Source organism: Ruegeria sp. HKCCD7628, from assembly GCF_057221005.1.
Genome location: NZ_JBWVBA010000014.1, coordinates 65,305 through 89,031 on the forward strand (window position 1 = coordinate 65,305; position 23,727 = coordinate 89,031).

Genomic DNA, 23,727 nt, shown 5'->3' on the forward strand with positions numbered 1-23,727 from the left:
CCTTTCGAGGCTTCACTGAACCTTGTCCGTGCTTCTCAAGAACAAGCGCTGGAACATCAGCGGACGGAAGTTTCGCGGATTCCAAAGCGGAAAATTCAAATTATCTCAGACCGAGTTTCGACAGCAAACGATCGCGTTTCATCAACCACCATCCTGACTCAACCGGCCACAAGGTATGGTCAGCGTTCCGCCCAAGCTGGCTTGCCGCGTGCAAGGGCCAGTTCGGATCATCAAGCAACTCGCGCGCGAGGGCGATCATGTCCGCGTCTCCGCGGTCGATCAACGTGTCGCACGCAGCGGCATCCCAAAGAAAGCCGACGGCCATAGTCGGAATGTCGGCCTCTGACCGTACCTGCGCTGCGAACGGCACCTGAAATCCGTGTTCGATGGTCATACGTTGCGGCCGGTCCTTGCCTCCGATCCCGCCCGAACTGCAGTCGATAAGGTCTACCCCAGCTGACTTCAGCGCTATGGCGATGTCCACCGTATCTTCCGGAGTAAGCCCATTGTCCATCCAATCAGTGGCAGATAACCGAAAAGCAAGCGGTAGATCCTCCGGCCAGTTCCGACGGATTTCACGCGCGACCTCGACCGCAAAACGTGCCCGGTTCTCAGTGTTGCCACCCCACTTGTCTTGCCTTTGGTTGGTGATCGGCGACAGAAACTGGTGCACCAAAAAGCCATGCGCGGCATAGACCTCAAGGACTTTAAAACCCGCAGTTTTGGCCCGCTTGGCTGCTGCCCCAAAAGCTGAGATGACGGCCTGTATATCGTAGTCCGACATTTCGCGCGGCGTAGGCCATCCCTCTGCATAAGGCAAAGCAGACGGCGCCATAGCTGGCCACGCATGTTCGCTGCGAACTGAAACGTCTTCATCGTCCAACGGCGTTTCACCGTGCCAAGGTCGTCGCTCAGACGCTTTTCGCCCTGCGTAACTAAGTTGGATACCCGGAACTGCCCCTTCGCGTGTTATAAAATCAGCGATCCTTGCCAAGGGCGCGATTTGGCTGTCGTCCCACAACCCAAGATCGCCCGGTGTCCGGCGCCCATCGCGCGTGACCGCTGTCGCCTCGGCATAAACCAGCGCCGCACCACCCATCGCAAACCGCCCCAGATGCACAAGATGCCAATCGTTTGCGAGACCATCTTGCGCCCGGTACTGACTCATCGGAGAAACCGAAACACGGTTTTTGAACGTCACGCCTCGCAATTCAAAGGCGCTGAAAAGTGAAGGCATTTAGGTCACTCCAACGGGTCGTAAGTTATCATAGCTTCGGCCTTGCCCGCATCCTAAATGAATCTCGGACCAGCGAGGTCACATCTCCATGAGATCAGATGCGGGTTCAAACCGTGAAATCACTCCTCAGCCAAATCGGAGAGGGTTTGGGTCTGCCCATATGTTCTCTCGCGCAGCATGGCATTCGAAACCGATAAAAGATGCGACTGCATGATTTCTGCTGCTGCCTGACTGTCGCGTGACGCAATGCTGCTGAACAGTTGCTCGTGTTGTTCTCCCAAACGGGTAAGGGTCGACGGTGAGTATTGCGTTTCCCGCTGCCGTGTCCATTCCGCTTGTTTCCTGACCGCTCGGATCGAGTCGTACACAGTCAGAAACAACGGATTGTGGGCAAGTTCCGCGATCTTGTAGTGGAACACGTCATCCGCAACCCCATAGGCTTGCGTATCCGCCGCATCCAACGTCGCGCGCATCAATTGTTCCAGCGTTCGCAGCTCTTTGACCGAGGCGCGTTGCGCTGCCAACGCCGCCAGCGCAGGTTCGATTTCCAAGCGGACTTCCATGACATCGCGCGGCATTACCTTGGCCGCGACAGCCCGGAAGGGGCTTGCTCTAACAGCGGGTGGTGGCGACACAAACGTCCCCTGCCCGTGCCTGCGAAAAACGGTACCGTCTTCCTCCAACCGATCCAGTATACGTCGCATGCGGGCCCGCGTTACGGTCAGCGCCTCGGCCAAGGCTCGCTCGGGCAGCAGCTTTCCGTTTTTTAGGAACGCGCCGGATTCGATCCCTGCGCGCAATGCTGCGGTCAGCTCTGTGTCTGTTGGACAGGTCCCCAAGGTCAGAACGCTCCGATCAAGTCATAAAACATGCGCAGGGACGTAAGCATCAGGAACGCACCAAAAGCAAGCCGTAACGCACGTTGCGAAATGGTGTGTGCAATGCGGACTCCGACATGCGCAAAGCTGGTCGTCAGCGGAATGATCAACACGGCGGCGATCAAATTAACGTAGCCAATGGAAAAAGGAGGCAAGCCCGTTTGTCCCAGGCCCGTACCCGCATAAATCAAAGCTCCGGGCAGACCTATGACAAATCCGATCGCGGCGGACGTACCGACGGAACGACGTATATCGTAACCCAGAAAGTTCAGCACCGGGACACAGACCGTACCGCCGCCAATGCCCATCATCGCCGATATCCCCCCTGCGGCAACGCCCGTAGCCGCCCACACGCGTGGTGAAAAGCTGCGCGGAGGTCCATCTCCACCGGGCTTGCGAAAGATCATGTCCAACGCAACCAACGCTGCCACAGTAGCAAAGACAGCAACAAGGATGTAGCCACTGACCACTCCACCCAACAAGCCACCAATAACCACTCCGATCAAAATGGCGGGGGCCCAGCGTTTCAGCAGCGCCATGTCCAGCGCGCCGCGTTTGTAGTGGCCCCAGCTTGAAGACAGCGAAGTGAAAACAATGGTGGCCAGCGATGTACCAACCGCCACCTGCATGGTTAGCGCAGGATCACTGCCTGTCAGCGATAGCGCAAAGTACAGCGCAGGAACGATGACAATCCCGCCTCCAACCCCCAAAAGCCCGGCCAAAATACCGCCGAACACACCGGCCGCTGCCGCAATTGCGACCAATGTTGCCAATGTGGAAAGGTCAATCCCACCCATGCATCACGCCGGATCGGTGGCCAGTGAACGGCTAACCCGTCCTTCAGCCTGACGTTTGGCCTCGGCCTCGGCAATTGCGGCGTCCAATGCGGTGCGATCAGGATTGCCCGAGAAGTTCCGTTCACTCGGCATCGCCTCGGCGAAATGCAGATAACGCTCACCGGCTACGTCATAGAGGCGTCTCAACTCGGCCAGCGGATCGGCATGGTCATCGCTGCGCATATCCAACCAGGAATGTGCCTCGCCCCGATTGATGACCAGACCGGCGGCTTGCTTGCCACGCTTGTCGCCACCTGCGCGCTCTCCCGCCTCCATCGCGGCCATCAGACGTTCGGGAAACGGCAGCGCGGTTTCAGAGGTATAGGTTTCAAAGGTCGCATCCACAACCTCTGGCCCAACCAGCATGTTGCCGGCGACCGAATGTGTTTGACCAATCCGGTGCCCCGCCCACTCGACACAGGCCGACCCGGTATAGGCTGCAAAATTGCCCTGCGCATCCATCAGATGCGCTTGTCGTGCATCGCGACCGATATCACGAGCAACCAGATCGTCTAGTACCGATTGCGCAGTTTCTCCGGCTTCAAGACGCCGCAACCCCTCGGTGCCCCAAACCGGGTTTGAGAATGCTTGCGAGGCGATGGCACAGTGCGGACCAACATTGGGCACTCGCGCGCCACAGGCAAAAAAGCGGCTGGCCACAATCAGGCCGATAGCACCGGTTTCCGGGTCTTTTGCAATCAAAGAATAGGTCATTTTAACGTCCTACCGCATAGGCCTGCATCAAGCGCGGCGTTGCCGCCGCGCGCATTGATCCGTCTTTTTCCCGCAAGGCCGCTGTCAGGCGTCCAACCGTCCAGGGATCAGCAACAGTGATCTTGTGGCCACGTGCGCGCAGATCCTCAATCACGGCCTCGCCAAAGGTTGCCTCGATCATCATCTCACCGGGCGCTGCGGCGCGCGGGTAGAATGACCCCTGAAAATGCATCGAATGGAACAGTGGCGCGTCCATGCATTCCTGCAATCCCAGCCCGAAATGCACGAACCGCAGGAACCAGATCAGTTGCCATTGATCCTGTTGATCTCCGCCAGGCGTCCCGAAGACCAGCTGGACGCCGTCCTTTTCAGCCAAACTGGGCGTCAGTGTCGTTCGGGGCCTGCGCCCCGGTGCCAGTGAGGTCGGCAGGCCGGGTTCCAACCAGAACATCTGTGCCCGGCTATTGAGCGGAAATCCCAGACCCGGAATGACCGGAGAGCTTTGCAACCATCCCCCCGATGGCGTGGCCGCAACCATATTACCCCAACGGTCGATCACATCCAGATGCACTGTATCGCCGCGTTTTTCTGTCAGGTGAGACATCGTCGGCTCACCCGCGCTCGCTCCGGTTCTGGCCGAAAAGTCCTGCGTCGCGCGGGCGACATAGGCATCCGCCAAATGTTCAAACCCGGGGACGCGACCCGGGCGGTGGTCTTGCGAAGCATCTACGCCAATCATCGCACGACGTTCTGCGGCGTATTCGTCGCTCAGCAGATAGTCCATTGGAATATCACTGTGATCGGGGTCGCCGTAATAGGCCTCGCGATCCGCATAGGCGAGCTTCATCGCCTCGATCACTGTATGGACGAACTCGGCCCCGCTCGGGTCCATCGCGCCAAGGTCTATCCCTTTGAGGATCGCCAAAGTTTGCAAAAGGACCGGACCCTGGCTCCAGGCGTGTGTCTTGTGGACCGTCCAACCGTGGTATTCATAGGTCAGCGTGTCCTCATAAGTTGCCTCCCAATTCGCCATGTCAGCAGGGGTCATGACCCCTGCATTGCGTTGGCCTGATACATCCATGACCTTGGCGTCGCTCAGGTAGTCGAAAATACGATCGGCGACGAATCCTTCGCGCCATAGCCGTCGGGCGGCATCAATCTGTTCAGTGCGATCGCCATGCGCGGCCTCGGCATCAGTCACTATTCGCTCATAGGTCGCTGCCAGATCGGGATTGGCGAAAATACTGTGCGGCTCGGGCGCTTTGCCATCGGGCACCCAGGTTTCCGCCGAACTGGGCCATTCGTCTTCAAAAAAATCTGAAAGACCGTCGATTGTATGTGCAATACGCGGCAGCACGGGATGACCATCCCTCGCATAAGCGATGGCAGGTTCCATGACGTCCCGCAGCGGTAGCGAGCCGTGATCGCGCAGCATAAGCATCCAGCCATCGAAAGCTCCGGGGATGACTGTGGCCAACAGCCCCGAACCCGGGATCAGGTTCAGGCCCAACCCTGTGTAATGTTCAATCGTGGCTGCGGCAGGTGCAGGCCCTTGGGCGCACAGAACCTGCGTTTTGCCAGTTTCGGCCGAGTGGATAATGGCAGGCATATCGCCTGCGGGTCCGTTCAATTGGGGTTCAACCACTTGCAGTGTCATCGCGGTGGCGACGGCAGCATCAAAGGCGTTGCCGCCCTTTTCCAGAATGCCAAAGCCCACAGCCGAGGCGATCCAATGGGTCGAGGTAACGACACCAAACGTGCCTCGGATCTCGGGGCGGGTGGTGAATTCAGTCATTCTTAGTCTCCGAAATCAATGTTCGCGCGGGTCCAGCGCATCGCGCAGCCCATCGCCCAGAAGGTTGAACCCCAGCACCACAAGGAAGATTGCAATGCCCGGCCACATGGCCATCCACGGGGCTTGATTGAGGAAGTTTTTCGCCGTGTTCAGCATCGAGCCCCAGCTGGGCGCAGGTGGCTGTTGCCCAAGGCCAAGGAAAGACAGTGACGCCTCGGCAATGATGGCGGTGGCGATGGTCAGAGTGGCCTGCACCAGAACCGGCGGCAGCACGTTGGGGAAAATGTAGCGGCTGAGGATTTTCGAGGTCGGCAAGCCGATGGCACGGGCTGAGGTGACGTAGTCCTCGGCCCGAACCGACAGCACTTGCCCACGGGTCAGGCGTATGAAGACAGGGGTCGCAGACAGGCCAATGGCGATCATCGCGTTGGTCAGGGACGGCCCCAAAAACGCCGCCAGAGCGATGGCGAGGATCAGGAACGGAGCCGCCAAAAGGGCCTCAGTGCAGCGCGAGATGATGGCATCGATCCAGCCGCCGAAATAGCCCGCGATTATGCCAAGCGGGACGCCCAGAAGCACCGCAATCCCGACCGAGACAACACCTGCCAGCAGCGACGCCTGCGCGCCCCAGATCATGCGGGACAGGACATCCCTGCCGATTTCGTCGGTGCCGAATGGATGCGCTGCGGTGGGTGGTTTGCGCACCGCCCCCCAGTCGGTCGCCGCCGGGTCGGGAACCGGCAGGATCGGGGCCAGAAGGGCAATCAGCACGAAAAACGTAACCAGAAAACCGCCCAGCATGGCGCTTTTGTGCGTGCGGAATTTCTTCCAGACCCGATTTTCCGGGCGGCGGGACAGGATGGGATCAGCTAGGGCCATGTCACGCATTCCTCAGACGGGGGTTCAACAGCACATAGGCCACGTCAGCCAACAGGTTCATCACGATGAACCCCACGGCTGTGACCAGCACGATGCCCTGCACCACAGCGTAATCACGGTTGAACACTGCATCGACGACCATCTTGCCGAAGCCGGGAATGGTGAAAATCTGTTCGGTCAAGACGGCACCTGCAATCAGCTCTCCAAACAGCAAGGCGGTCAGGGTCACAATCGGGGTCAGCGCGTTGCGGAAGGCGTGTTTCAGCACCACGCGGCGCTCATACAGACCCTTGGCACGTGCAGTGCGGACATAGTCGGATTTCAGCACACCCAGCATCGCCGACCGGGTATGTCGCATCAGCGTCGCGGCCAGTGCGGTACCCAGCACAAAGGCGGGCATAAGCATGGTGGTGATGGATTTCACAGGGTCCTCGGACAGGGGTACATAGCCTGAGGCTGGCAGCAGGTTCAGTTTCACGGAAACCAGCAGGATCAGCATGATCCCCAGCCAGAAATTCGGAATGGAAAGCCCGGACAGAGCCACGATATTGGCAATGTAGTCTGTAATAGTACCTTTCTTGACCGCCGACAAAATGCCCGCCGGTATCCCGATCACCAGCGCAAACAGGATCGCCATGATGGCAAGCTGGATCGTCACCGGCAGCTTTTCCGCAATCAGCTCGGTCACGGGCTGATTGGTGCGCAGCGAAATGCCCAAATCCCCCTGCAACGCGTTACCGACCCATGTCAGATATTGTACCGGGATCGGATCGTTCAGGCGGTATTTCTCGCGCAGGAATTCCAGCACTTCGGGGTCGCGCTCTTCGCCTGCCATGGCCAGCACAGGGTCGCCCGGCAACAGCTTTTGCAGGCTGAACACGAAGATCGAGATCAGCAGGATCGTGGGGATCGCAATCAGGATGCGACGCAGAATGAAAGACAGCATAACAGGGGCTTTCGGTTAAAATACCCGCCCGGCTGGAGGACCGGGCGGGCCGTGAGTGGCTTATTTCTCCAGTTTCACGCCTTCCAGCCGGATCATCCCATCCGGAAGGGGGTGAAGCCCGAGAGGCCATCATCAAGCGCCCAGATCCATGTCTGGTGATACAGGTACACAATGGGCATATCTTGGGCCAGAATGTCCCGTGCCGCGTCATAGTCCGCCTTGCGCACGTCGAAATCGGTCGAGGCGCGGGCGTTGTTCAGCATCTCGTCCACTTTCGGGTCCGAGTAGTGGCTGTCATTGATGCCGCCACCGGTGGTCATGAAGTGGTGAATGTTACCATCGGGATCCACGCGGCCCGACCATCCGATCTGGCTGGCCTGATAGTCACCGGCGCTTTGATCGGCCAACAGGGTGGCAAATTCCTTGGACGTGATCTCGATTCTGATCCCGGCTTCGGCCGCCATGGCCTGCACGACCTGCATCAGTTGTAGCGGAACGGTGGTGTTGGGAACCTGAACCTCAAGGTCGATCCCGTCGGGGAAGCCCGCCTCGGCCAGCAGGGCCTTTGCTTTTTCCACGTCACGCGCGGGCACCGGGTGATCGGCGTCATACCATGGAGACGTGGGCGGGAAGGGCTGGTTGCCCGGCGCAAACGCACCTTCGAACACAACCTGGTTGATCGCATCACGGTCAAGCGCATAGCTGAGCGCCTGACGCAGACGTTTGTCATTGCCCCACGGGTTGTCGCCCTTGTCACCATTATTCACATTGATGGTAATGCCCTGATATCCAAGCGAAACGGCGCGTTCAACGTTGATCCCGCCATCACCTTCAGCCTGCGCGAGGTCAGTCGCGGCCAGACGTTCCAGCATGTCGATGTCACCCGATTGCAGGTTGGCCAGACGAACGGTGGTGTCCGGGATCGGCAGGAAGGTGACGCTATCGAAATGGATTTCACCCGCGTTCCAGTAGTCAGGGAACCGCTCGAGCGCGATACGATCCTGAGCGACGCGTTCCTTGAACTTGAACGGGCCCGAGCAGACTGGGTTCAGACCGAAATCCGCCCCTGCCGCCTTTGCCGCAGTCGGCGACACCATCATGCCCGAGCGGTCGGCAAATTGCGCCAGCAGGGTCGCGTCGGGCGCGGCCATGTTGAAACGAACAGTGTAGTCATCGACCACATCGACACCGGTCACGGACTTCAGCTCGGACTTGCGGCGCGATTCCTCAAGGTTCTGCGACCGGTCAATATTGTCGGCCACGGCCTGCGCGTTGAACGGCGTGCCATCATGAAACACTACGCCTTCGCGCAGGGTCATGGTCAGGGCCTTGCCGTCCTCGCTCCATTCCCAGCCGGTGGCCAGTTGCGGGATCAGCTCAAGGTCAGGGGTGATGTCGACCAGCTTGTCACACATCGAGGCATAGACGATGCGGCCAACAAATGTGCGCGACTGATCGGGGTCCAGCACGTCGGCGTCGGATTGCAAGGCGATGCGCAAGTCGGCGGCCTGCGCGCTCAGCGCGGTTGCGCCGAGCAGTCCGGCCAACAGACCGGTTTTCAAGACATTCATGATGTTTCCTCTCTGTTTTCGGCAGAAGCCGGGGGCGTTTGGACAGCCGCGCGATACAGCGCGAACCGCTCTTCTGCTCCGGCGCTGCGGCGTCGGGGCGGGGCCGGTTTTCCGGCCTCTGGTATGGTTTTCCAATGATGACAGGCGACGTGATGGCCGCTGCCTGCGTCCTCCAGAACTGGGGGCATCGTCCGGCAGTCTTCTTGCGCAAAGGGGCAACGAGTATGAAACCGGCACCCTGCTGGCGGTGCGGACGGGCTGGGCGTTTCCCCGTTCAGCGCCATGTGATCGCGTTCGCGCCCCGGCTCGGGTTCCGGGATCGCGGATAGCAGTGCGTGCGTATAGGGGTGGCGCGGTTCCTCGAACACCTGATCGGCGGGGCCGGTTTCAACCACCTGACCCAGATACATCACAGCGATGCGGTCGCTCATGTGTCGGATGACGGCCAGATCATGGGCGATGATGACCAATGTCAGGTCAAGGTCCTCTTTCAGATCGTTCAGCAGATTGACCACCTGCGCCTGTACCGACACATCCAAAGCCGAGACCGGTTCATCCCCGATCAACAGCCGGGGACCCGAGGCCAACGCGCGCGCGATTCCGATCCGTTGCCGCTGGCCGCCCGAGAACTCGTGCGGATACCGGTTGGCGTGATCTGGCAGCAATCCGACCTGTGCCAATAGCGCGGCCACCTTTTGACGACGCGCGTCCTCATCCAGCTCGGGCGCGTGAACTTCTAACGGTTCGCCGACCAATTTGCCCACGGTCATACGGGGGTTCAGGGATGAGAACGGGTCCTGAAATACGAACTGCATCTGTTGGCGCAGCGGGGCCATGTCGCGGCGGGGCAAGTCCTGAACCTCTTGCCCGTCAAACAGAACCTGACCCGAGGTTGGCCGATCCAGCCGCATCAAAAGCCGCGCAAGCGTTGACTTGCCGCAACCGGATTCTCCGACAATGGCAAAGGTCTCACCCGTGTGGACCGACAGAGAAACACCATCGACCGCACGCACTTTGGTTTTGCGCTCAAACAACCCGGTGCCCAGTGTGAAATGACGGGTGAGGTTCCGTGCCTCAAGGATTACATCGCGCATTTGACCCCCTTGAGTTGCTCCAGAGGGGCATAGTGGCAGGCCACCGCATGGTTCTGCCCAACGTCAGACAATACCGGGCGATTTGCGCAGTCATCAGTCGCAAAGGGGCAGCGCGTGCGAAACCGACATCCCAGCGGCATGTCCGCCAGCGAAGGCACGGTGCCGGGCACGGTTATCAGCTTGTCGCGCGATCCGCTCATGCGTGGGACCGAGCTCATGAGCCCGATGGTGTAGGGGTGTTGCGGGTCATCGAACACAGCATCCACTGGACCGCTTTCCACGATTTGCCCGCCATACATCACCGCCACATTCGTCGCTATTTCAGCGACAACGCCCAGATCGTGGGTAATGAAAACGGCACCCATTCCTGTTTCAGCCTGAAGTTCCCGGATCAGGTCAAGGATTTGGGCTTGGATCGTGACGTCCAGGGCCGTGGTCGGCTCATCCGCGATCAGCAGCGAGGGATTGTTGATCAATGCCATCGCGATCATCACCCGCTGCCGCATCCCACCAGACAACTGATGAGGATACTCGTTCAACCGCTGCTCAGGGGCCGGGATACCTACGCGCCGCAGCATGGTCAGGGCAGCTTCATCGGCCTCGGCACGGCTATAGTTGCGGTGGTGCAGAACGGCCTCTGTAATCTGATCCCCGATCTTGAAGGCGGGGTTGAGCGAGGTCATCGGCTCTTGAAAGATCATGGCCATCCTGTCGCCTCGGGTGGCGGCATCAAGCTGTTCCGAGCGCAAATCATAGCTGCGTCCTTCGAAGTCCAACCGCCCTGATGGAATTTCGATGACATCCCGCGGCAACAGACCCATCAAGGCCATGGCGGTTACGGACTTACCGCAACCGGACTCGCCGACAATGCAAAGCGTTTCACCCGCTGAGACACTCAGGTTCAAGTCGTCGACCGCAGCAGTAGGCTGGCCACGAAACGACAGGCTGAAGGCGGACAGCTTCAGGATTTCGACGCTTGTGTCAGGCGTGGTGCGGACACTTGGTGTGGACACAGGCGCAACCTTTTCGTTACACCAATATGCAATTGGTTGCATCTTTGAAAAATACTTGTCAACGCTTTGATGCAGTTTTTCCAGCCGTCAGACGCGATCCACGAATTTGCGCCCGCCTTTTAAGCACTCATGACTCCCACAAAACGGCGGACTGAAAACCCAAACTGATCTTTTGATTAAATTTGAACCAAACGCCGCACCCCGGTCGTTGGCTTCACACGACAAAAGGGTGTGGCATCGCATTTAGTTTCGACGCCACGCTTTGTGGTTAGGGACAGGCAGCCCTAAACATGTTGCAACAACAAGGTTAAATCGCGCCCTGCCATGCAACGCCGGGGCCCAAACGATACCCCCATGGCAATCCCGCATTGCGCCAACCATTAAGCGCACGTACGCCGCGAGCGTCCTTGTCACCCTCAAACCCTTCGATCAGATTCCAGACATTTGTATAACCCGCCTTGGCCAATTGACGGGTTGCGACAGCAGACCGCGCCCCTGACCGACAAGTGACAAAAACGGCATCCTGCCGCGATCTCCCCTGCTGCTTCAACAAAGCATCAAAGTCGGGCACCAGATTACGATTATTTTTCATCTGGTACTGACCGCTTTGCGGATCGACTTGGTGGGTGACAATGCCCAGAGGGATGATCTTGTCCAACCCCTCGGGGTGGCCCACAAAAGAAATCTCGATCGGGTCGCGTACGTCGACGAACAAGATGTCACTATCCCGCTGCAGCGCCGCAAATGCGGCCTGTGGTGTCAAATACAAGCCCAATGGTGTCCGTTGCCGGTCTGATAGGCGCGCTGGATCGACCGAAGTTTCAATCGAACTGGCACCTGAAACCAACGACGGTAAGGCCAGCGCCGTCGCGATCCCCATACCCAGAACGGCCCTGCGTGACGGAGGTGTGCGCAGGGTCATTGGTCGACCTTTCCACAGGTGCATAGACCCAGCATCGCGTAGATCGGACAGAACTTGACGAAAGCTGTAACGACAAACACCGCGCCCAGCCAGCCCCACAGGCCAACAGTGTCAGTCAAAGCCAAGAGGATCAGCGCTGTCCCCAGGATCAGACGCAATGCGCGGTCGATAGAGCCTACGTTGGATGTGAATTGCATGATCGAATCTCCTTGATGATCTGGGAAGAGATTCGCAGCTTTTGGCTTGGCTATATGTGACGAGGTCACACAGACCCGGATTTTGCGTGCAACTGCAATGCAGAACGATTCTGCAGGTGGATTACACCCCGTTCCAACGCGACCCATCCCCGGTGTTCGAAATCCTTGAGAATACGCGACATCACCTCGCGTGCGCTGCCCAGCTCAGTGGCAATTCGCTGATGAGTGGTGTGAATGTCGGGGACATCTTTGCCTTGATCCAGCAACCACTGCGCCAGCTTCTGATCCATACGGTTCAGCAAAAGGTCGTCGATGACTTCGGACAGTTCGACGATCCGTTGAGAAAATGCCATGAAAACCGCAGCGCGAAACGCCGAGTCCATAGCCAGTAGCGCGTTGAACCGGTCCCGGCCAATCGCCAGTGCGGTCACTGCCCCTTCGGCATAGCCAAAACCGGAATATGGAATGTCGGACAACATACAAGATGTCGTCATCACACAGCTATCATTGGGACCAACGCGGTACAGCACCACCGTGCGACCAGACGGGCTGGTTTGTTCAACGCGCACGATCCCCGACCGGACAATCAGAAAAACCTGTCCGTAGGCACCCGGCGCAAACAACTGCGCTCCGTCAGGGATTGTCATGCGCGTCCCTTCAGATTCCAGCCGGTCGAGTATGGCCGTGCTCCAACTTTGATGCGTCACGTAGGTAGCTCCGATTTGCGATGACTCGAACTTAAGCGCTGGCCGCTTTGGGAAAAACCCATACCGCCTGTGACAAATCCACGTCTGGCGGGGCAAGTGACTCAAATTCCCAAATGGGACTGCCCTTGCGAGCCCTATTTCCGCTGCTTCACCAAACCGGCAAAATTGTCAGCCAACGCTGAGGCATCATCCCGATCCATTTTCACAGTCGGCAAGGCCGAGAGATCAAGCCGGGTTTCGCCGTCGAACAACGCCATTATATCAACATCAAATGCAATTTCGCGCGCGCCGCTCTCTAGGTTTAAAGCAAGGCTTTGCTCACGCATATTCTCGTCAAACCCGACATGGTAGACCAGCGGGATAAGCCCATCCGCCCCGCGCAGAGCGCCTTCGGCCAGTACGAACTTGTAGCCGATCTCCCAGTTCCAGGCCATGCGGCTGTTCGGGTCTACATCTCCGCGCGGCGTGATCGACCCGTTGGTCTGAGCATCCAAACCGATGGCGAAGGTGATTTCCGAGACGGTCTGCAAGGGCATTTCCGGGATAGTGACCTCATATGTTTGGCTACGGCCATCAAACCTGATCAGGTAATAGCCGTCGGCAACCGCAAATTGCCGGGTGCCATCGGAAAACACCACATTGCTTAGAAAAAATCGAAAGTCGCGCAGGCGAAAAGGTTCGCCCCCTATTGGATCGGAATGGACAAATTCATCGAAAATAAAAGGCGCGTCACCGTTCATCGCGTGGAATTCAAGCGTCATCGGAGATTGAGCCGCAACCTGCGCGCCCCACAAGGTAAGACCCAACCCTGCCCCCATCATGTGTCGTTTTACCGTTAGAAGATTGATCATGAACAGCACCTTAAAATGGGTTCGAAAACTTTGGATTTGACAAGAATGCTTCGTCCGTGAGCGTGTGCAGAAAGGCGATGATTGCATCTATTTCCACTTCGGTCAGTTGCAGCCCCAATGCCTGTGTCGGGTCGGCCACTTCATTATCTGCCTCGAGGATCAGCGGGCTAAGCGTACTGCTGAGGACGATACCTTCATTGTAGTGGTTCAAAACCTCTCGCAATGTCTCAAAACGCCCATCATGCATATAAGGACCGGTGACTGCGATATTGCGCAGGCTGGGTACTTTGAACTTTCCATGGTCACCATCGTAGTCGGTCGTGGCACTCAGGCCGGGCTTTAGGTCTGTATCGGGGTCTAAACCGTTGTTGCTGAACCCATCAAACCCTTCGGCAAATCCGGCGGTGACAAACTGACTATGGCAATCGATACAGTTCCCTCCGCGCAGTGATGTTTTCACATCCGGATGCGCCATGAACAGTTTGCGCCCATGCTCCTCCTGATCGTTCAACTTGATTTCACCCCGCAGGTAACGATCATATTTGCTGTCGGCGGAAATCAACAGTCGAACAAATGTCGCCAGCGCTTTGGAAACGGCCTGTTCCGAGATTTCGCCGTAAGCAGCGTCAAACATTTCTTGGTAGTGGGCGGAAGCACTCAACTCATCCAACAACGCGTCCAGAGGCTGATTCATCTCAATCGGGTTAAGCAAAGGTTGCAGGGCCTGATGTTCAAGGCTTGGGCTGCGTCCATCCCATAGAAACAGTTGCGGCCCCCAAAGCAGATTGCCCAGGGCCATTGCATTGAAGTCCAGTTCTTCACCGTTATGCCCAACCGACCGCGCGCGGCCATCTGTGAACCCACGAGCCTGTTCGTGACAGGTTGCACAAGACATCGTGTTGTCACCCGACAGGATCGGGTCGTAAAACAGATTTCGACCCAGCTCAAAGGCTTCTTCCGTCAGCGGGTTGTCGGCGGGTACCGTGAACCGGCCAAATACAAAGGGTGCTTGAAAGCCGGCTATCGGCGTAGGATCGGCATGGCCCTGACCATCAAATGAACCAAAAAGCACCGAAGCCAAAACGGCCGTTAGCCCGGTGCAAACGGCCTTTTTGGACTTGGAAGAACGCAGCCTAGTGGTGATGTACGAAGCCCGAGCCAAACAGGCCTTCGACATTTTCGACCCCTTTCCGGTACGTTTCTTTGAAATTCACCGTGCCCAGACGTTCTCCGGTTTCCAGATCATGGACGGTAATTGTGTTGGCATTGACCGACGCGATAAAATCGACATCCGTCGGATCATTCGCTTCAGCATTTCCAAGGTTCAAAAGGTTGTTCTGAACGGCGATCAGATCGCGTCCAGACGCCGAAGTGAAAAAGATCATGTGATGCGCACCTGGATCGGCAACGATATCAGGACCAGACGAGACAAGCTGAGGCAGCTTCGACAAGTCGTAGCGCTTTACGACACCCGGCAGAGCGTGACTGATAAACAGCTCATCCTCGGTTCCATAGAACTCAAGTGGCACGCCTGTGCCGTTTTCAGTGCCGGAATAGATCACTTTGCCTTCGCCAAACGTCTTAGTCGCCGCATCGTAAGGGATGTACCAGGTTTCAAAGCCAAACATCGTATTCACCATGACCGCTGGTTCGATCTCTGGGTGGATCGACGGGCGGGCAAAAAGCACCTCGACCGGAGATGAAGGAAAGCCAATCGGTGTCTCACCTTCGACCGTAATTGTCTGGATAGGTTCAAGCGTATTGAGATCGATTACCGTGATTGAATTGCCAACTCCGGTCGCCAGGTCAGGATGGACTGTTGACGAGATCACCATACGATCTTCAAACGCCGAAATCCCGTGGGGATACATGATGTAAGGCGCACCCTCAGCGATCTCGCTCTTACGGGCCTCAATGACTTTTACGACTTCATTCGTCTGTGGATCAAACACACCTAATGACCCACCGTCGTCGCCCCCAAGGCCACCCATGAACGTGACAAACATGTACTCAGACCCATTCGACGTGGTCCACATGATGTCTTCGCCGACCATCTGGCCCGCGGTGTCTAGACATTCAAAACCTGAGACCTGTGGCGCACCGCTGGAATCGCGGACAAGACCGATTTCTGCCAAACTGCATGTTGGGTCCAGCCCGGTGGCATACAGGCGACCATTCGGACTGTAATACAAGTGATGAAACGGCTCAGCCATATCCGGTTGTTCGGCTTCGCTGAGTATTTTCCCGAAGTTTTCGGATTCCGGATCAAGCTCGACAATCGCGACACTGTGCGACGTGTCCAAAGTTGGCAGTCCGCGCAGCAAAACCGTACCCTGACTTTCTTCGCGAGCACTTTCAGCCAGTAGAGATGTTCCGCCCGCAGCGATTAAAATCGGCAAAGCAAACGCGCTGAGTATCCTTGATGTTTTCATATTGATTTCCCCCCCAATATTTACACGAAAACAAACGTAAAACCCTCCTTCTAAGGGCTGCACGGAACATTTGCCTGACCGTCAGTGATCGCATCTTCAACACACCGAAAATGCTGGCACATGTCTAAGGCGATAGCGTCTTGCGATTATTCTGTGCACACAAACCTTAACGCACCCCACTCAAAATTTCGAGGTTGCCGCGTGAATGATGGCTGTTTTAATGCAAACCTTAGCTACTAAATCGCGAGTTTTGCCCGAAATGTACGGGCTGCGCTTGCTCTCAGGAATTGGGTGTCGGCTTAGAACTTGAAAGCATGCGTCGTTTCTCGGCCATTGTCTCTCGCCGGCGTCTTTCAATTCCCAAGCGGAAAGACTCCTCTACAAAATCAATATGGTCGAATGCGGCCTGTTCGGCACGCGCCTCGTCGCCCGCAATGACAGCCTCACCCAGTTCTTTGTGCTGTTGCACCAATCGCTCGCCGGTTCCGTCAATGGTTTTCAGGAACTCGCGGTTGTAGAAAACGCCTTGGCGAGTCAATTCATAGATTGAGGCCATCATGTGAATAAGCGTGGCATTCTGGCTTGCGTCGACAATTGCTGCGTGCAAGGCAAAGTCAGCCTCACGAGAAGCAGCCGGATCATTCGCGCGCCAAGCTCGGTCATCTTCGGCCAGAATTTCCGTGATCCGTTCTTTGTCGGCCTTAGTCGCGCGGCGCGCGGCCAGTCGCGCAGCAAAGCCTTCTTGTTCGCGGCGATACTCAAGATAGTCGAAAAAGGCAGGCTCGTGGCGTTCGTACAATGCCAGCAAAGCAGGCATCATTGCCTGCCCTGTCAAAGCGGCCACAAAAGTGCCTTCGCCGTGTTGGGTTGTGACCAGACCACGCTCTTCCAGAACATGTAGCGCTTCACGCAGTTTAGGCCGGGACACGCGCAACATCTCTGCCAAATCGCGTTCGGAAGGCAGTTTGCGGCCCTGCTTGAGAATACCTGAAGCAATAAGATCCTCGACCTGGGCAACCACCGCATCTGCAAGCGATTCGTGGCCGATTGGTTCAAAAATCGCAGTTGGTGTCATCACGCGCGGCCTTTTGTGGTTTGGGCTCAGTCGTTCTTACTGGTAAATTAAAATAACCTTTGAGACGCCAAACTTCAACTAGTTTCTGCGCGAACAGGTTCACCTGACGAATTACCTTAATAGTCTGTTTTAAATTATTTTATTCTGTATTCCTGAACTTCTCGCACAAAGTCAGAAATTATCCATTGATCGAGACGTAAGGCAGTTTGTGCCTGCGGCCACATGATCCAGTGGTAAATAAAGTTGTTGACTGGATATGTTGGTAAACTTTATTGACCACTCAAGGCGCCAGATAACCTAGCGTCACAGATTGATTGGACGTTGCGTCCGAACCATCCCGGAGGAGAATTCATGAAAAAGACCCTGACGAGCCTTGCAGTCGCTGCCAGCTTGATCGCCGCACCCGCACTTGCCGCCGACAAGCTGCTGCTGAAAACACCTATCGCCTTCTCGACCGAACTGCCGGGTCTGGGCTCGCCGATTCCACGCGTGGCCGAGCAGCTGCAGCTGATGTCGGGCGGTACGCTGAAGATGAAGGTCTATGAGCCGGGCAAGCTGGTTCCGCCATTTGAGATTCTGGATGCGGTGTCGACTGGTAAGATCAACTCGGGTTACACCACCGCTGGCTACTGGGCGGGTAAAATCCCCGCCGCACCGCTGTTCTCGGCCGTTCCGTTTGGCCCCGAAGCCGGCGAATACATGGCCTGGATGTATTACGGAAACGGTCGCGCGCTGTATCAGGAAATGTACGACCAGGCGGGCTATAATGTGCACGTCATGCCCTGCGCCATCATTGCCCCGGAAACCTCGGGCTGGTTCGCAACCGAGATCAACAGCCCCGAAGATCTGGACGGCCTGAAGATGCGCTTCTTTGGCCTGGGCGGCAAAGTCATGCAGAAGCTGGGCGTCGCAACCTCGTTGCTGCCAGGCGGTGAGATCTTCCCCGCGCTGGAGAAAGGCGCAATCGACGCGACCGAGTTTTCGATGCCCGCGATCGATGCTCGCCTGGGCTTCCACAAGCTGGTCAAGTACAACTACTTCCCCGGCTGGCACCAGCAGGCAACCGTGTTCGAATTGATGATCAACAAGGATGTTTGGAACGAAGCCAGCGATCAGCACAAGGCGATCATCGAAAATGCCTGCAAAGCGTCGATGACAGACAGCTTTGCCGAAGGTGAAGCCATTCAGCACGCAGCGTTGCTCGACAACGTCGAAAATAACGGCGTCACCATCAAGCAATGGTCGCCCGAGATGCTGGACACCTTCCGCGCCACTTGGGAAGAAGTTGCTGCTGAAGAAGCTGCAAACGACGCCTTCTTTGCCAAAGTCATGGCCGACATCACTGAGTTCCGCGAAGGCTATGACCTGTGGAAAACAAACGCGTTCCTCCCTCGTCAGTAAATTGAACGACTGACGCGTCCGGGGCGGCGGGCTCCTCCGCCCCGGATATTCAAAGGACCACTGCCTGCAAAGCCTTGATCGCGCCCGCGCCGATCAACCGAGGGAGGATTACCCATGGCCACGCCAAAGAACGTCAATGATCCGGTCGAAGCCTATGAAGGCCTCCTGGAACATCCCGATACAGACCGCCAAAAAATTGCTGTTGCCCTAGACACCAGCGTAAAGGCCGTTGGCCATGTGGTGATGTGGGCCAATGTGCTGCTGATGGCCGCGATTTTCACTCAGGTTTCACTGCGCTATTTGTTCAGCCACAACTATCCCAAACTGGACGAGATCCAATGGCATTTCTACGGCATCGTGACGATGATCGGTATCTCCTACGCCCTGATCACCGACAGCCATGTGCGTGTGGACGTGCTGCATATGCAGCTTTCCCGCCGCGCTCAGCGGGTGATCGAGGTGATCGGCATCCTGACGCTGCTGACCCCGTTCATCTATCTGATGATCGACCAGGGGTATGATTATTTCTACGAAAGCTTCCGCGTCAACGAACGGTCCGACAGTCCGACCGGCCTTCCGGCACGGTGGGCGTTCAAAGCGGTCATTCCGATCAGCTTTGTGCTACTGGCGCTCGCCGCCCTTGCCCGACTGATCCATGATGGCCACGCGCTGATCTACGGACCCGAGAGCGAACGCGAAGGCGCGCCGCTGCGTCGCGTCCTGCTGGTTCTGGCCGTCTTTGCCGCGATCTGTGTGGGCCTGACATTCCTGGTGGAAACCACCGAGGAAAAGCTGGTCATCGCCATGTTCCTGACCTTCATCGCGCTGCTGTTCACTGGCTACCCGGTGGCATGGGTGCTGGCCGGTGTGGGTGTGGCCTATTGCGGGCTGGCCTATCTGTTCGACAACGACCTGATGCTTTGGACGGGGCTGGAAAGCACCTTTACCGGGCTGGACTATCTGACGTTGGGCGCGGTGGTAAATCGGGTCTATGCGACTATGTCCAATGCGGTTCTGGTCGCCTTGCCGATGTTTATCTTCATGGGTCTGATGCTGGACGAATCCGGCGTGGCCGAGCGCCTGATGTCCTCGATGCAGCGCCTCTTTGGCACAGTGCGCGGAGGTCTGGCGATCACCGTGACCCTGATCGGGATCATCCTTGCGGCTTCAACCGGGATCATTGGTGCGTCTGTCGTGTTGCTGGGCGTGCTCTCGCTGCCCTCGATGATGCAGCAGAAATATCAACCGACACTGGCCGCTGGGGTGGTTTCCGCGTCCGGTACGCTGGGCATTCTGATCCCGCCCTCGATTATGCTGGTGATCATGGCCGACCAGATGGCCCTGTCTGTGGGTGATCTGTTCATGGCCGCCGTCTTCCCCGGTGTAATCATCGGCGGGCTGTACCTGAGCTATATCTTCATCCTTGCGCTGATAAAACGTGACGCGGCCCCTGTCCCCGAAGGTGCCAAGGCCCCCGACTGGGCTGCCGTCAAGGACGTGCTGATTGCCGTCATCCCGACGCTGATGCTGATCCTCGCCGTGCTCGGTTCGATCTTTGCGGGCCTGACCACGCCGACCGAAGCTTCGGGCATCGGGGCACTGGGTGCGACCCTGCTGGCCTTGGGCTATCGCAAGCTGACCTTCCAAAAGCTGTGGAACGTGCTGGTGTCGACCTTCAACACCACCGCCTATATCTTCGCAATCTTCCTAGGCGCGACCGTGTTCTCTTATGTACTACGCGAACTTGGCGGCGATGAACTGATCGAACATGTGGTTCAGTCCACCGGCTTTGGAGCCAATGGCACGATCCTGTTCATCCTGTTCATCGTTTTCCTGCTGGGCTTTGTGCTGGACTGGATCGAGATCACCCTGATCGTCCTGCCCCTGATGCGCCCGATCGTGAATGGGCTGGGCATCGACATCCCCGGCTTTGGCGTTTTGGACGAACCCGCGCTGGTTTGGTTCGTGATCCTAGTTGCAGTCACGCTGCAAACCAGCTTCCTGACACCTCCGGTTGGCTTTGCCTTGTTCTATCTCAAGGGCGTTTGCCCGCCAGAGATTAAACTGACCGACATCTACAAGGGCATCATCCCGTTTGTCCTGCTGCAACTGACCGGGCTGGCGTTGGTCTTCTTGTGGCCCACATTGGCCACCTGGCTGCCATCCGTCGCGTATTGATAGGAGGAAGAGACATGCGTCTAACCGATTGCCATAACTTCCACGATTTCCGCCAACTGGCCAAGCGCCGCCTGCCAGGACCGATCTTCAACTATATCGACGGCGGCGCGGATGATGAGGTAACGTATCGCGAGAACACAAACGCCTTTGATCGCTGCGATCTGCTGCCATCGGTGTTGCGCGGGGTCAAAGACGTGGACATGTCCGTCACCGTCATGGGGCAAAAGCTGGACATGCCGATCTATTGCTCGCCCACCGCACTGCAGCGCCTGTTCCACCATCAGGGCGAGCGCGCCGTGGCGGCGGCGGCCGAGAAATACGGGACCATGTTCGGCGTATCCTCGCTGGGCACCGTTTCGCTGGAGGAGCTGCGCCAGAAACACAAAAACCCGCAGGTCTACCAATTCTATTTCCACAAAGACCGGGGCCTGAACTCGGCCATGATGCAGCGCGCCAAAGAGGCGGGTGTCGAGGTGATGATGTTGACCGTAGACAGCATCACCGGCGGCAATCGCGAACGTGACCTGCGCACGGGATTCTCGATCCCGTTCCGGCTAACGCTCGGCGGCATGATCCAGTTTGCGATCAAGCCGATGTGGGGCATCAACTATGTCACGCACGAGAAATTCCGCCTGCCGCAACTGGATGAACACGTGGACATGAGCGGCGGGGCTAGTTCCATCGGCGGCTATTTCACCGAAATGCTGGACCCGTCGATGAACTGGGACGATGTGGCCCAGATGGTGCGCGAATGGGACGGTCAGTTCTGCCTTAAGGGGATCATGACCGTCGAGGACGCCCGCCGCGCGGCCGAGATCGGCTGTACGGGCATCATCCTGTCGAACCATGGCGGACGCCAGTTGGACGGCTCGCGCACTCCGTTCGACCAACTGGCCGAGATCGTGGATGCGGTCGGCGACAAGCTGGACGTGATGATGGACAGCGGCATTCAACGCGGCACCCATGTGCTGAAGGCGCTGTCGTTGGGGGCCAAGGCGGTTGGTGTCGGACGGCACTATCTGTATCCGCTGGCCGCTGCCGGTCAGCCCGGTGTCGAACGCGCGTTAGGGCTGATGCGGGCCGAGATCGAACGCGACATGAAGCTGATGGGCGTCACGCGAGTTGATCAACTGTCGCGCGCCAATCTGCGGTTTCGCGACCCGGTGACGGTTCAGGGACAGGCGCATCGGAACGCGGCATGACCAACGATGCCCTCATATCCGACTTCCGCGCAATCGTCGGGCCCCGCCATGTGCTGACCGGCGCACGCGCGACCGAGCGGTTCCGCCGTGGGTTCAGGTCGGGTGAAGGCGAGGCGCTGTGCGTCGTACAACCCGGCACCCTGCTGGAACAGTGGAAAGTTCTTCAAGCCTGCGTTGCCGCCGACAAGATCGTCATCATGCAGGCCGCCAATACCGGCCTGACAGAAGGGTCCACACCCTCAGGTCGCTATGACCGCGATGTGGTTCTGATCAATACCCGCCGCATGGATACTCTGGTGCCGCTGAACGGCGGCGAACAGGTTGTCAGCTTTCCCGGTGCCACACTCTTTGCCTTGGAAAAGCTGCTGGCCCCGCTGGGGCGCGAACCGCACTCGGTGATCGGATCCTCATGTATCGGGGCGTCGATTGTGGGTGGGGTCTGCAACAATTCGGGCGGTTCATTGGTTGAACGCGGGCCGGTTTACACCGAACTGTCGGTCTATGCCCGCATCACCGAAGACGGCACGTTAGAGCTGGTCAACCACCTGGGCATTGATCTGGGTGAGACACCGGAACAGATCCTGTCAAATCTCGATGCTGGTCAGTTCGAGCGCAATCCGGGGTCTACGAATAAACGCGCCTCGGCCAGTGACTATGCGCAGATCGTGCGCGACGTGGATGCCGAAACGCCCGCACGATACAATGCGGATAAGGCGAAGCTGTTTGAATCTGCGGGTTCAGCCGGAAAAGTGGCTGTGTTTGCCGTGCGTCTGGACACTTTCGCCAAAAACGAGGCTGAACAGGTTTTCTATATCGGAACCAACTCCCCAGACGATCTGGCCGAGTTGCGCCGGCATATCCTGTCGCAATTCGCGTCCCTGCCAGTCTCGGCCGAGTACATGCAGCGCGACGTGTTCGACATCACTAAGGCCTACGGTAAGGACACGGTGTGGATGATCGACAAGTTGGGCACAGATCGCTTGCCGATGTTCTTTGCGCTGAAGGGCGCAGTGGATGCACGTTTACGGCGCATTCCTTTTCTGCGCAATTTCACCGACCGGTTCATGCAGGCCGCAGTCAGCCTCCTGCCGCAGGTCCTGCCCAAGAGGATGATCGAATACCGAGACGCCTTTGAACATCATCTGATCCTGAAAATGAAGGACGAGGGCATCGAGGCGATCCGCGACTGGTTGCCCGGCTTTTTCAAAGGGCGCGATGCAGGTTTCTTCGAATGCACTCCGCGTGAGGCCAAGATCGCGGGCCTGCACCGGTTTGCTGCTGCGGGCGCTGCAGTGCGCTATATGGCGATCCACGCAGATGAGGTTGAAGATATCATTGCGCTGGACGTTGCCCTGCGCCGCAATGATCGTGATTGGCTTGAGGTTTTGCCGCCCGAGATCAGCGATCAGATTGTACACAAACTCTACTATGGCCACTTCATGTGTCACGTGATGCACCAGGACTATGTGGTGCGCAAAGGGGCAGATCCCAAAGCACTGAAAACTGCGATGCTAAAGCTGTTCGATGCGCGTGGCGCCGAGTATCCGGCGGAACATAATGTCGGGCATCTCTATAAGGCCAAACCCGACCTTGCGGCGCATTATACGTGTTGCGATCCGACAAACTCTTTCAATCCGGGGATCGGCAAGATGTCAAAATCCCGCAACTATGGCGAAGGGATCAAGTAAATCGCCCAAGGCTATGCGTGGCCTTTTTTCAGATAGTTTAACGTTAAACTTTTCCTGAGACGCATAGCTGGTATTCCGCTCAGGCCTATCCGTACGCTGAAAATTACGCTA

The 23,727-nt window shown here is 57.5% G+C and carries 21 protein-coding genes; 4 read left to right on the forward strand and 17 right to left on the reverse strand.

Annotation, left to right across the window (positions count from 1 at the left end; all coding sequences use genetic code 11):
* Window positions 1–100 precede the first annotated feature (100 nt).
* The 17 genes from AC2TAD_RS20215 to AC2TAD_RS20295 all read right to left on the reverse strand — a co-directional run bounded on the left by AC2TAD_RS20215 (window position 101) and on the right by AC2TAD_RS20295 (window position 17,147).
* Window positions 101–1,237 carry an NADH:flavin oxidoreductase/NADH oxidase gene (locus AC2TAD_RS20215; RefSeq protein ID WP_480870011.1) on the reverse strand — a complete coding sequence of 379 codons (1,137 nt, stop codon included), beginning with the start codon at window positions 1,235–1,237 and terminating at the stop codon, window positions 101–103.
* A 119-nt stretch (window positions 1,238–1,356) separates the two neighbouring features.
* A complete protein-coding gene (locus AC2TAD_RS20220; RefSeq protein WP_480870013.1) occupies window positions 1,357–2,076 on the reverse strand; it encodes a FadR/GntR family transcriptional regulator in 720 nt (239 codons plus the stop codon).
* A gap of 2 nt (window positions 2,077–2,078) precedes the next feature.
* Window positions 2,079–2,912: a sulfite exporter TauE/SafE family protein gene (locus tag AC2TAD_RS20225; RefSeq protein WP_480870015.1), complete on the reverse strand. Its 834-nt coding sequence runs from the start codon at window positions 2,910–2,912 to the stop codon at window positions 2,079–2,081.
* 3 nt (window positions 2,913–2,915) lie between these two features.
* Window positions 2,916–3,665, reverse strand: coding sequence for a DUF1028 domain-containing protein (locus tag AC2TAD_RS20230; protein WP_480870017.1), 750 nt, complete (start codon window positions 3,663–3,665; stop codon window positions 2,916–2,918).
* Between the two features lies 1 nt (window position 3,666).
* A complete protein-coding gene (locus tag AC2TAD_RS20235; RefSeq protein ID WP_480870019.1) occupies window positions 3,667–5,460 on the reverse strand; it encodes a gamma-glutamyltransferase family protein in 1,794 nt (597 codons plus the stop codon).
* A gap of 15 nt (window positions 5,461–5,475) precedes the next feature.
* Window positions 5,476–6,339, reverse strand: coding sequence for an ABC transporter permease (locus AC2TAD_RS20240; protein WP_170356483.1), 864 nt, complete (start codon window positions 6,337–6,339; stop codon window positions 5,476–5,478).
* Window position 6,340: 1 nt separating this feature from the next.
* A complete protein-coding gene (locus AC2TAD_RS20245; RefSeq protein WP_170356484.1) occupies window positions 6,341–7,285 on the reverse strand; it encodes an ABC transporter permease in 945 nt (314 codons plus the stop codon).
* A gap of 92 nt (window positions 7,286–7,377) precedes the next feature.
* Window positions 7,378–8,856, reverse strand: a complete 1,479-nt coding sequence (locus AC2TAD_RS20250; protein ID WP_480870021.1) for an ABC transporter substrate-binding protein — start codon at window positions 8,854–8,856, stop codon at window positions 7,378–7,380.
* Window positions 8,853–9,950: an ABC transporter ATP-binding protein gene (locus AC2TAD_RS20255; RefSeq protein WP_480870023.1), complete on the reverse strand. Its 1,098-nt coding sequence runs from the start codon at window positions 9,948–9,950 to the stop codon at window positions 8,853–8,855. The genes AC2TAD_RS20250 and AC2TAD_RS20255 overlap by 4 nt, the downstream gene beginning before the upstream one ends.
* Window positions 9,938–10,963 carry an ABC transporter ATP-binding protein gene (locus AC2TAD_RS20260; RefSeq protein ID WP_480870025.1) on the reverse strand — a complete coding sequence of 342 codons (1,026 nt, stop codon included), beginning with the start codon at window positions 10,961–10,963 and terminating at the stop codon, window positions 9,938–9,940. The genes AC2TAD_RS20255 and AC2TAD_RS20260 overlap by 13 nt, the downstream gene beginning before the upstream one ends.
* Window positions 10,964–11,270: 307 nt before the next feature.
* A complete protein-coding gene (locus tag AC2TAD_RS20265; protein WP_480870027.1) occupies window positions 11,271–11,885 on the reverse strand; it encodes a rhodanese-like domain-containing protein in 615 nt (204 codons plus the stop codon).
* Window positions 11,882–12,082, reverse strand: a complete 201-nt coding sequence (locus AC2TAD_RS20270) for a YgaP family membrane protein (protein ID WP_170356489.1) — start codon at window positions 12,080–12,082, stop codon at window positions 11,882–11,884. The genes AC2TAD_RS20265 and AC2TAD_RS20270 overlap by 4 nt, the downstream gene beginning before the upstream one ends.
* Window positions 12,083–12,147: 65 nt before the next feature.
* Entirely contained in the window at window positions 12,148–12,729 is a 582-nt protein-coding gene (locus AC2TAD_RS20275) for a Crp/Fnr family transcriptional regulator (RefSeq protein ID WP_170527342.1), read from the reverse strand.
* A gap of 194 nt (window positions 12,730–12,923) precedes the next feature.
* Window positions 12,924–13,640 carry an MbnP family protein gene (locus tag AC2TAD_RS20280; RefSeq protein WP_480870030.1) on the reverse strand — a complete coding sequence of 239 codons (717 nt, stop codon included), beginning with the start codon at window positions 13,638–13,640 and terminating at the stop codon, window positions 12,924–12,926.
* A gap of 10 nt (window positions 13,641–13,650) precedes the next feature.
* The gene (locus AC2TAD_RS20285) at window positions 13,651–14,817 is read right to left on the reverse strand and encodes a cytochrome-c peroxidase (protein WP_480870032.1); all 1,167 of its coding nucleotides are present in this window, start codon (window positions 14,815–14,817) and stop codon (window positions 13,651–13,653) included.
* Window positions 14,774–16,072, reverse strand: a complete 1,299-nt coding sequence (locus tag AC2TAD_RS20290) for a hypothetical protein (RefSeq protein ID WP_480870033.1) — start codon at window positions 16,070–16,072, stop codon at window positions 14,774–14,776. Before AC2TAD_RS20290 ends, AC2TAD_RS20285 begins: the two co-directional genes overlap by 44 nt.
* A 280-nt stretch (window positions 16,073–16,352) precedes the next feature.
* Window positions 16,353–17,147 (reverse strand): FadR/GntR family transcriptional regulator, encoded by a 795-nt coding sequence (locus AC2TAD_RS20295; RefSeq protein WP_170755890.1) that lies wholly within the window; start codon window positions 17,145–17,147, stop codon window positions 16,353–16,355.
* Window positions 17,148–17,498: 351 nt separating this feature from the next.
* Between AC2TAD_RS20295 and AC2TAD_RS20300 the strand changes: the two genes are divergently transcribed.
* The 4 genes from AC2TAD_RS20300 (at window position 17,499) to dld (ending at window position 23,616) form a co-directional block, all read left to right on the forward strand.
* Window positions 17,499–18,548, forward strand: coding sequence for a TRAP transporter substrate-binding protein (locus AC2TAD_RS20300; protein WP_480870034.1), 1,050 nt, complete (start codon window positions 17,499–17,501; stop codon window positions 18,546–18,548).
* 114 nt (window positions 18,549–18,662) lie between these two features.
* Window positions 18,663–20,726 (forward strand): TRAP transporter large permease subunit, encoded by a 2,064-nt coding sequence (locus AC2TAD_RS20305; RefSeq protein ID WP_480870036.1) that lies wholly within the window; start codon window positions 18,663–18,665, stop codon window positions 20,724–20,726.
* A 14-nt stretch (window positions 20,727–20,740) separates the two neighbouring features.
* The gene (locus AC2TAD_RS20310; RefSeq protein ID WP_480870038.1) at window positions 20,741–21,928 is read left to right on the forward strand and encodes an alpha-hydroxy acid oxidase; all 1,188 of its coding nucleotides are present in this window, start codon (window positions 20,741–20,743) and stop codon (window positions 21,926–21,928) included.
* Entirely contained in the window at window positions 21,925–23,616 is a 1,692-nt protein-coding gene (dld, locus tag AC2TAD_RS20315; RefSeq protein WP_480870040.1) for a D-lactate dehydrogenase, read from the forward strand. The genes AC2TAD_RS20310 and dld overlap by 4 nt, the downstream gene beginning before the upstream one ends.
* Window positions 23,617–23,727 lie beyond the last annotated feature (111 nt).

Bases quoted from the DNA above. Each gene is read 5' to 3' on its own strand.
- AC2TAD_RS20215 (WP_480870011.1), bottom strand. From the start codon at position 1,237: ATGCCTTCACTTTTCAGCGCCTTTGAATTGCGAGGCGTGACGTTCAAA.
- AC2TAD_RS20225 (WP_480870015.1), bottom strand. From the start codon at position 2,912: ATGGGTGGGATTGACCTTTCCACATTGGCAACATTGGTCGCAATTGCG.
- AC2TAD_RS20230 (WP_480870017.1), bottom strand. From the start codon at position 3,665: ATGACCTATTCTTTGATTGCAAAAGACCCGGAAACCGGTGCTATCGGC.
- AC2TAD_RS20235 (WP_480870019.1), bottom strand. From the start codon at position 5,460: ATGACTGAATTCACCACCCGCCCCGAGATCCGAGGCACGTTTGGTGTC.
- AC2TAD_RS20240 (WP_170356483.1), bottom strand. From the start codon at position 6,339: ATGGCCCTAGCTGATCCCATCCTGTCCCGCCGCCCGGAAAATCGGGTC.
- AC2TAD_RS20245 (WP_170356484.1), bottom strand. From the start codon at position 7,285: ATGCTGTCTTTCATTCTGCGTCGCATCCTGATTGCGATCCCCACGATC.
- AC2TAD_RS20250 (WP_480870021.1), bottom strand. From the start codon at position 8,856: ATGAATGTCTTGAAAACCGGTCTGTTGGCCGGACTGCTCGGCGCAACC.
- AC2TAD_RS20255 (WP_480870023.1), bottom strand. From the start codon at position 9,950: ATGCGCGATGTAATCCTTGAGGCACGGAACCTCACCCGTCATTTCACA.
- AC2TAD_RS20265 (WP_480870027.1), bottom strand. From the start codon at position 11,885: ATGACCCTGCGCACACCTCCGTCACGCAGGGCCGTTCTGGGTATGGGG.
- AC2TAD_RS20270 (WP_170356489.1), bottom strand. From the start codon at position 12,082: ATGCAATTCACATCCAACGTAGGCTCTATCGACCGCGCATTGCGTCTG.
- AC2TAD_RS20275 (WP_170527342.1), bottom strand. From the start codon at position 12,729: ATGACAATCCCTGACGGAGCGCAGTTGTTTGCGCCGGGTGCCTACGGA.
- AC2TAD_RS20280 (WP_480870030.1), bottom strand. From the start codon at position 13,640: ATGATCAATCTTCTAACGGTAAAACGACACATGATGGGGGCAGGGTTG.
- AC2TAD_RS20285 (WP_480870032.1), bottom strand. From the start codon at position 14,817: ATGTCGAAGGCCTGTTTGGCTCGGGCTTCGTACATCACCACTAGGCTG.
- AC2TAD_RS20290 (WP_480870033.1), bottom strand. From the start codon at position 16,072: ATGAAAACATCAAGGATACTCAGCGCGTTTGCTTTGCCGATTTTAATC.
- AC2TAD_RS20295 (WP_170755890.1), bottom strand. From the start codon at position 17,147: ATGACACCAACTGCGATTTTTGAACCAATCGGCCACGAATCGCTTGCA.
- AC2TAD_RS20300 (WP_480870034.1), top strand. From the start codon at position 17,499: ATGAAAAAGACCCTGACGAGCCTTGCAGTCGCTGCCAGCTTGATCGCC.
- AC2TAD_RS20305 (WP_480870036.1), top strand. From the start codon at position 18,663: ATGGCCACGCCAAAGAACGTCAATGATCCGGTCGAAGCCTATGAAGGC.
- AC2TAD_RS20310 (WP_480870038.1), top strand. From the start codon at position 20,741: ATGCGTCTAACCGATTGCCATAACTTCCACGATTTCCGCCAACTGGCC.
- dld (WP_480870040.1), top strand. From the start codon at position 21,925: ATGACCAACGATGCCCTCATATCCGACTTCCGCGCAATCGTCGGGCCC.